Below are 6,774 nucleotides of genomic sequence, written 5' to 3' on the forward strand. Positions count from 1 at the left end.
CGGAAGTTGCCCTGAATGAGGGTTTGGCCGATCACGAACGGTAACCGCGGCGTTACGCACCGATCGCTTCCAGCCCTTCCTCCAGCCAGTCAGCCAGCAGCGGCATGCCGAGCAGATATTTCGCCGTGCGTTTGTTGGCGCGCTCGCGCGCGGCCGCCAGCGCGTCGGTCCATTCCGAGGCGTCATAGTCGCCACGGCCAACCCAGGCCAGCGCGATCAGTTCGGCCGCCTCGTCGACGTTGAGGTCGTTGATCAGTTCGCGCAGTTCTTCTTCGGTGAGGTTTTCGGAGCTTTCCTCGACGAGACCGTCATGGTGATGGTTGTCGTGCGCCTGGCCGTCGAGCTCTACCTCGTGCTCGGCGCCATCGGCATAGTCTTCGTTGACGGCGGCGCTCAGCGCCTTCGCCTTGAGGATGAATAGGCGCACGGTGTCGGGACCGATCGAAAGCTCCCATTCCTTTTCAAGAGGCCGCCGCACTGGCATTCTCTCCGTATACTCCGTTTGCCGTTTGCCGTATGTTGGATGATAGCGAATTTGCAGCGCTCGTCACCTCATGTTCGGCTCTTCAATTTTTTGCGGCCGGCACGGACCGTTTCCAAAAGGTTTCAGCGGGCCACGACTTTTTCTGGGATGAAACGGCTTTTGCCCGGCGTTAGTCCTGCATTGTCATGCTTCAAGGAGGCTTCGATGCGAAGACGATTGCTGATCCAGGTTCTGGCGGTTGCCGCCCTGCCGCTGTTTGCGGTTCCGGTGTTTTCGGCGGGCGAAGGCGGCGGCGGAGGTGGAGGCGGCAACGAGACCGTCACGAAATGCAAGAAAGGCTATGTCTACGACACGAGGCTGAAGAAATGCGTGGCACCGAAGCAAGGCATGCTGGACGACGACAACATCTATGAAGCCGGCCACGCGCTGGCGATGGCCGGGCGTTATGACGAGGCGATCGCGGTGCTCAGCCTGGCTGCGGACAAGAAAGACCCACGCATCCTCAACTATCTCGGCTACTCGCATCGCCATTCCGGGCGGGTCACCGTCGGCCTCGGCTATTACGAGGAAGCGCTGCGCATCGATCCTGATTACACGCTGGTACGTGAATATCTCGGCGAGGCGCATCTGCAGATCGGCGATCTCGCCGGTGCCCAGGAACAGCTCCGCGAGATCGAGAAGCGCACCGGCAAGGGATCTCGTGAATACGGCATGCTGTCTGAGCAGATAGACCATTTCATGAAGAGCTGATTCGACCCTCCAACGCTCCTCAAACCGGCTGCGAGCAATCGCAGCCGGTTTTTTTGTTACGCTTGCCCTGCGAACCGTGCTGCCGTCACGGCATTTCCACAGATGGCGTGTGAATTTTTCAAAACCGATTTTTTTGGCGTGAAAAACCCGCGAAGATTGCTATATTGGGGGAAATTGCGGTGAGACGGTTCCGTTGGCCCGAGGCTGCCGGACCGTTTTCTTTTTGTACCCATCGATAAGGTCGTTCCCGGAATGCGGGGGCGGCGGCAGGAAAGGTCAGGCATTATGAACAAGGTCCCGATGACAGGCGAGGGGTTCGCGTCGTTGAAGGAAGAACTGCGCTGGCGCCAGCAGGAAGAGCGGCCGCGCATCATCGAAGCGATCTCCGAAGCGCGCTCACATGGCGATCTTTCCGAAAACGCCGAATACCACGCGGCGAAAGAGGCGCAGAGCCTCAATGAGGGCCGCGTCAACGAGCTTGAGGACTTCATCGCGCGTGCCGAAGTGATCGACGTCACCAAGCTCAGCGGCGAAAAGGTCAAGTTCGGCGCCACCGTGGTGCTGGTCGACGAGGATACGGAAGAGAAGAAGACCTACCAGATCGTCGGCGACCAGGAAGCGGACGTGAAGTCCGGCCGTATCTCGATCTCCTCGCCGATCGCGCGGGCGCTGATCGGCAAGGAAGTCGGCGATGCGATCGAGGTCAATGCGCCAGGCGGTGCGCGGGGCTACGAGATCGTCCAGGTGCAGTTCATTTAGGACCTTTTGATAATTCTACTCTGGCGGCCGACTAGCGCGGTTTTCTGCGCTTCCTACAGCGCCGCGCGTCTTTTGGACGCGCAAAGGACGCTGTAGGACTTTTGATTTGCGCATGATCCTTTCCGAAAATCGATTCCGATTTTCGGGGTCATGCGCGAAGCTCACGTACTTTAAGTACGCTCCGCTCCGGTTCTCGAAAACCACGCTATTCGACTCGTCAGAGCGAATTCTGAAAAGGTCCTATGTCGCGGCCTGCGATTTGAGTGCCAGCAGCCTCTCGGCCTCTGCCACCACTTCCGCTGGCACGATGCGACTGCCGGGCGCGGCCAGCAGCGTTGACGAGAACGGCCCGCGCGGGCCGGTCAGGCCGGGTTCTGTTGCCAGAAATACGGCGACCGTCGGCAGGCCGAAGGCACTGGCGAGGTGGGTGAGGCCGGTGTCGGCGCCGATGACCAGCACCGACCGGCCGATGATCGCGGCGATCTCGGCAAGCGGTGATTTCGGCATCAGAACGGTCTGCGGAACGGCCTCGACGATCGCTTCGGCAACCGCCTTTTCCTTGTCGTTAGACCAGGTGGTGACCGGCGTCATTCCTCTCGACACGAGAAGCCCGGCAGTCTCGATCCAGTCGCCTACCGGCCATTTCTTGTCCTCGCGGCTGGTACCGTGCAGCAGGAAGGCGGGTTTTTCGCCGACAAAGGTCGAACCGCTGGCCGGCGGCACGATGCCGGACTCGAGCCTGGAAAAGGTTGGTTCATAGCCGAGCGCCAGCCCGAACAGCCGCCTTGTGCGTTCAATGGCATGCAGATCGCGCGGCACGGCATAGCGGCGGTCGTAGAACAAGGTCGCCGAAGGCTCGCGGGCGCTCGAGCGGTCGAAGCCGGCGATCGGGGCCGCGGCCAGTTTCGCCACCAGGGCCGATTTCAGCAGTCCTTGCGCATCGATGACGAGATCGTAGCGGCAATCGCGCAAGGCGCGACGCAATCTTGCCGCCTCTCGCCATGTGCTGCGGCCGAGTGGGCTTGTGCGCCAGCGCCGGATCGCCACGGTGTGGATGGTTGCGATCGCCGGATGCAGCGCCACGATGCTGGCAAAGGCTTCTTCCACGCACCAGTCGAACGATATGTCCGGCCGGTTGCGGCGAGCATCCTCGACGGCCGGAAACGTGTGGATGACGTCACCCATCGAGGATGTCTTGACGATGAGCACCCTCATGCGGCGGCCGGCATTTCCAGCAGCCGTTCCGCTGCCGCCGCGACCTGCGCCACCTCGAGCGTCTTCAGGCAATTGAGATGGCCGAGCGGGCAGATTTTCCGATGGCAGGGCGAACAGGACAGGCCGAGCCAGACCAGTTCGCGCTGCTCGGCCAGCGGCGGCGTGTTCTGCGGCGAGGTCGAGCCGTAGACGGCAACGATCGGCGTGCCGACCGCGGCGGCGACATGCATCAGCCCGCTGTCGTTCGACACCGCAAGCCTGGCCGCGGCGATCAGGTCGATGGCGTCCTCCAGCCGCGTCTGGCCGGCGAGGTCGACAACATCAGGTGCAAGCGTAGCGATTTCCGACGTCACGTCGGCGTCGTTCTTCGATCCGAACAGCGCGACCGCAAAACCTTTCGCCATCATGTCGCGGGCAAGGCCGGCATAGCGTTCACTCGGCCAGCGTTTGGCCGGGCCGAACTCAGCGCCGGGCATCAGCGCGACGAATTTTTTCGCCTCCAGCCCGAAGCGGCCCAGCAATTCCGCCTGGTTTTCTGTGTCGACAGCGAGCTTGGGAGCGCGGAACGTGCCCCCTTGCGCGAGGCCGAAATAGGCCTGCGCCGTGCGCCGTTTCACATGGTCGGGTAAGGGGACGATATCGGTCAGCAGCCCGTAGCGCATCTCCTTGAGATGGCCGACGCGGCGCGGAATGCGGGCAAAGAACGGGACCAGCGCCGACTTCCAGCTTCCAGGCATGATATAGGCGATGTCGTAGTCGCCGCGCAGCAGGCGGCCGAAGCGCCATCGGGTGCGGAATTCCAGCGCGCCGGATTTCAGCGGCAGATCGATCTGCTGGCGTATTTCGGGCATGCGCTTGACCAGTGGCGCCGCCCATGCAGGCGCCAGCACGTCGATCGCGGCGTTCGGGTGAAGTTCCCTCAGCGCCGAGAACAGGCACTGCGCCATCACCATGTCGCCCACCCAGCGTGGGCCGATCACGAGGATCGTTGGGCTTTCAGCCATTCGACATAGTCTCTGACGCCGGTTTCCACTGTGCGAAACTGACCATTGTAACCGGCGGCGCGCAACCGGGACATATCAGCTTGCGTAAAACTCTGGTAGCTGCCCTTGAGGTGGTCGGGGAAGTCGATGAACTCGATCTCGCCTTGGCCCAGTGCGCCGATCACCGTTTCGGCAATGGTGCGGAACGGCTGGGCACGGCCGGTGCCGCAGTTGAAGATGCCGCTTGAGCCGCGTTTCCACAGCCACAGATTGACATCGGCGACATCGCCGACATGGATGAAGTCGCGGCTCTGCTCGCCGGGTCCGAAACCGTCATAGGCGCCGAACAGCTTCGGGTTCTGGCCTTGCTCGACCTGATTGAACAAGTGGAAGGCGACCGAGGCCATGGCGCCCTTATGCGCCTCGCGTGGTCCGTAGACGTTGAAATAGCGCAGGCCCGCCACCGGCGAATGGTCGGTATCGAAGACGGTGCGGCGGACATAGTCGTCGAAGAGCTTCTTTGAATAGGCATAGACATTGAGCGGGCGTTCGCATTCCGGTTCCTCGCGAAACTCGGCGCCGCCGCCGTAGACCGACGCGGAGGAGGCGTAGAGAAAGGGCACCCGTAGCGCGAGGCAGGCATGCAGCAGCCGCTTCGAATAAGCGTAGTTCACCTCCATCATGAACCTGCCGTTCCACTCGGTGGTGGTCGAGCAGGCGCCCTGGTGGAAGACGGCCTCGATACGGCCGAGGTCCCCGGCCTCCATCCGCGGCAGGAAATCGTCCTTGTCGAGATAATCGGCGATCTGGAGGTCGGCGAGATTGGCGATCTTGTGGCCATCGGTCAGGTCGTCGACGACGAGGATGTCGCTAATCCCTTCGGCGTTGAGGGCGGCGACGATGTTGGAGCCGATCATGCCGGCGCCGCCCGTGACGATGATCATGAAAGCCTCTGGTATCTTGTGCCGATTCCGGCCCTTATAGGGGAGGCTGGCGAGGCTGTCGATAAAGCAGGTCGCAATCCGGCGGCTGGGTGAGCGTCACAGTGCCGCCGCAAAGCAATCGCTTCAGTCGGCGACCTACCGGCGAGGCGCGACAGGAGCAAGGCAATGCCGTCGACCGAACTGCTTATCGCCTTCTTCGCTACCACGGCGATCTTCGCCTACATTCCCGGTCCGGCGATGCTTTACGCTGCTGCGCAAACCATGGCGCGCGGCCGCTGGTCCGGCTTGACGGCGGCTCTGGGTATTCATCTTGGCGGCTATGTGCATGTCATCGCCGCCGCTGCTGGACTGTCCGTGCTTTTCCACGCCGTGCCGACGCTGTACGTGGCGGTCAAGCTGGCCGGCGCGCTCTATCTGATCTGGCTGGGTGTCTCGCTGTTCCGCGCCAAGGCGCAAGACGATGCCGTCATCCCGGGCCCCGTCATTTCAGGCATTGTGCCGAAATCGGCCCGCCGCGCCTTTTTCGAGAGCATCACCGTCGAGGTGCTCAATCCCAAGACGGCGATCTTCTTCATGGCGTTCCTGCCGCAATTCATCGACGCGTCGGCGACATTTCCCGTCTGGCTCCAATTCCTCGTCCTCGGGACGATCGTCAATCTGATGTTCTCCTCGGCGGATGTCATGTGCGTGGTGCTGGCAGGCGCGCTGATCACCAGGCTGCGGCGCTCCAGCCACGCGCAGCGCCTCATGCGGCGTGCGGGCGGTGCGGTGCTCGTCGGATTGGGCGTTCATGTGGCTTTGCAGAAAAGCTGATCCGTCAACCGCCGTTGCTGTGATCCGCTCGGCGCCCGGCGTTGCGTTGGGCCGAATTGCGGTATATCGGCTTCGCCATGAACGACCAGCCTTGCCAGTCCAGCGCTTTCACAGCATCGGGACCGGCTCTCATTGCACGTCGCGGATGACATGAGCGAGCAATACCTGCCTTCTCCCGAACCCCTTCACCGCGCCATCTCGCGGTTCAGCAGCGTCACCGTGCTGGTGGTCGGCGACTTCATCCTCGACCGTTTCGTCAACGGCGTCATCGAGCGGATTTCGCCTGAAGCGCCCATTCCGGTGCTGCGCGGGCGCGGCGAAACGTCGGCGATGGGCGGCGCCGGCAATGTCGTCTCCAACATCGTCTCGCTCGGCGCTGCGGCGATACCGGTCTCGGTGATCGGCAACGATCATGCCGGGGACAATCTCATGCGAATGCTCGCCGAGCTTGGTGTCGACACCGGCGGCCTGGCGCAGGACGCGAACCGCATGACGTCGTCGAAAAGCCGGTTCAGCGCGCTCAACCAGCAGGTGCTGCGCTTCGACGAAGAGGAAATCAAGCCGCTAGGCGACACGGAGCGGGCGACGCTGGTCCGGCATTTCCGCACCGCGCTCGCGCAAGCCGACATCGTCATCCTGTCCGACTACGGCAAGGGCATGTTGCTCGACGGCGTCGCCGGCGAGCTGATCTCGGTCTGCCGTGAAGCAGGAAAGCCGGTGTTGGTCGATCCCAAGGGCCGCGACTATGCGTGCTATGCCGGGGCGACGGCGATCACGCCCAATCGAAAGGAACTTGGCGAAGCGGTCGGACGCGCGGTGTTTGCCG

At 62.5% G+C, this 6,774-nt stretch carries 8 protein-coding genes; 4 read left to right on the top strand and 4 right to left on the bottom strand.

The window, feature by feature from the left end:
- Positions 1 to 52: 52 nt before the first annotated feature.
- Entirely contained in the window at positions 53 to 478 is a 426-nt protein-coding gene (locus tag E5W87_RS32670) for a DUF3775 domain-containing protein (protein ID WP_292407254.1), read from the bottom strand.
- A gap of 210 nt (positions 479 to 688) precedes the next feature.
- Here E5W87_RS32670 and E5W87_RS32675 point away from each other — a divergent pair, with 210 nt between their 5' ends.
- Both E5W87_RS32675 and greA read left to right on the top strand, forming a co-directional pair.
- On the top strand, positions 689 to 1,234 hold the full coding sequence (locus E5W87_RS32675; protein ID WP_292407257.1) for a tetratricopeptide repeat protein: 546 nt from the start codon (positions 689 to 691) through the stop codon (positions 1,232 to 1,234).
- 285 nt (positions 1,235 to 1,519) lie between these two features.
- A complete protein-coding gene (gene greA, locus E5W87_RS32680) occupies positions 1,520 to 1,993 on the top strand; it encodes a transcription elongation factor GreA (RefSeq protein WP_065012064.1) in 474 nt (157 codons plus the stop codon).
- A gap of 240 nt (positions 1,994 to 2,233) precedes the next feature.
- On the opposite strand, the gene waaC is transcribed toward greA, so the two are convergent.
- Genes waaC through rfaD form a run of 3 tightly spaced genes read right to left on the bottom strand, consistent with a single transcriptional unit; the run spans position 2,234 to position 5,135 of the window.
- On the bottom strand, positions 2,234 to 3,208 hold the full coding sequence (gene waaC, locus E5W87_RS32685; protein ID WP_292407261.1) for a lipopolysaccharide heptosyltransferase I: 975 nt from the start codon (positions 3,206 to 3,208) through the stop codon (positions 2,234 to 2,236).
- On the bottom strand, positions 3,205 to 4,212 hold the full coding sequence (gene waaF / locus E5W87_RS32690) for a lipopolysaccharide heptosyltransferase II (protein WP_292407266.1): 1,008 nt from the start codon (positions 4,210 to 4,212) through the stop codon (positions 3,205 to 3,207). Before waaF ends, waaC begins: the two co-directional genes overlap by 4 nt.
- Complete coding sequence (gene rfaD, locus E5W87_RS32695; RefSeq protein WP_292407269.1) at positions 4,185 to 5,135, bottom strand: ADP-glyceromanno-heptose 6-epimerase; 951 nt, start codon at positions 5,133 to 5,135, stop codon at positions 4,185 to 4,187. Before rfaD ends, waaF begins: the two co-directional genes overlap by 28 nt.
- A 165-nt stretch (positions 5,136 to 5,300) precedes the next feature.
- Here rfaD and E5W87_RS32700 point away from each other — a divergent pair, with 165 nt between their 5' ends.
- Both E5W87_RS32700 and E5W87_RS32705 read left to right on the top strand, forming a co-directional pair.
- Entirely contained in the window at positions 5,301 to 5,948 is a 648-nt protein-coding gene (locus tag E5W87_RS32700) for a LysE family translocator (protein WP_292407272.1), read from the top strand.
- Positions 5,949 to 6,098: 150 nt separating this feature from the next.
- A partial coding sequence (locus E5W87_RS32705; protein WP_292407275.1) for a PfkB family carbohydrate kinase occupies positions 6,099 to 6,774 on the top strand: 676 nt, incomplete at its 3' end.

The sequence above is a fragment of the Mesorhizobium sp. genome (assembly GCF_004962925.1).
In the GTDB taxonomy this organism is placed as follows: Bacteria; Pseudomonadota; Alphaproteobacteria; order Rhizobiales; family Rhizobiaceae; genus Mesorhizobium.

Bases quoted from the DNA above. Each gene is read 5' to 3' on its own strand.
- E5W87_RS32675 (WP_292407257.1), top strand. From the start codon at position 689: ATGCGAAGACGATTGCTGATCCAGGTTCTGGCGGTTGCCGCCCTGCCG.
- greA (WP_065012064.1), top strand. From the start codon at position 1,520: ATGAACAAGGTCCCGATGACAGGCGAGGGGTTCGCGTCGTTGAAGGAA.
- waaC (WP_292407261.1), bottom strand. From the start codon at position 3,208: ATGAGGGTGCTCATCGTCAAGACATCCTCGATGGGTGACGTCATCCAC.
- waaF (WP_292407266.1), bottom strand. From the start codon at position 4,212: ATGGCTGAAAGCCCAACGATCCTCGTGATCGGCCCACGCTGGGTGGGC.
- rfaD (WP_292407269.1), bottom strand. From the start codon at position 5,135: ATGATCATCGTCACGGGCGGCGCCGGCATGATCGGCTCCAACATCGTC.
- E5W87_RS32700 (WP_292407272.1), top strand. From the start codon at position 5,301: ATGCCGTCGACCGAACTGCTTATCGCCTTCTTCGCTACCACGGCGATC.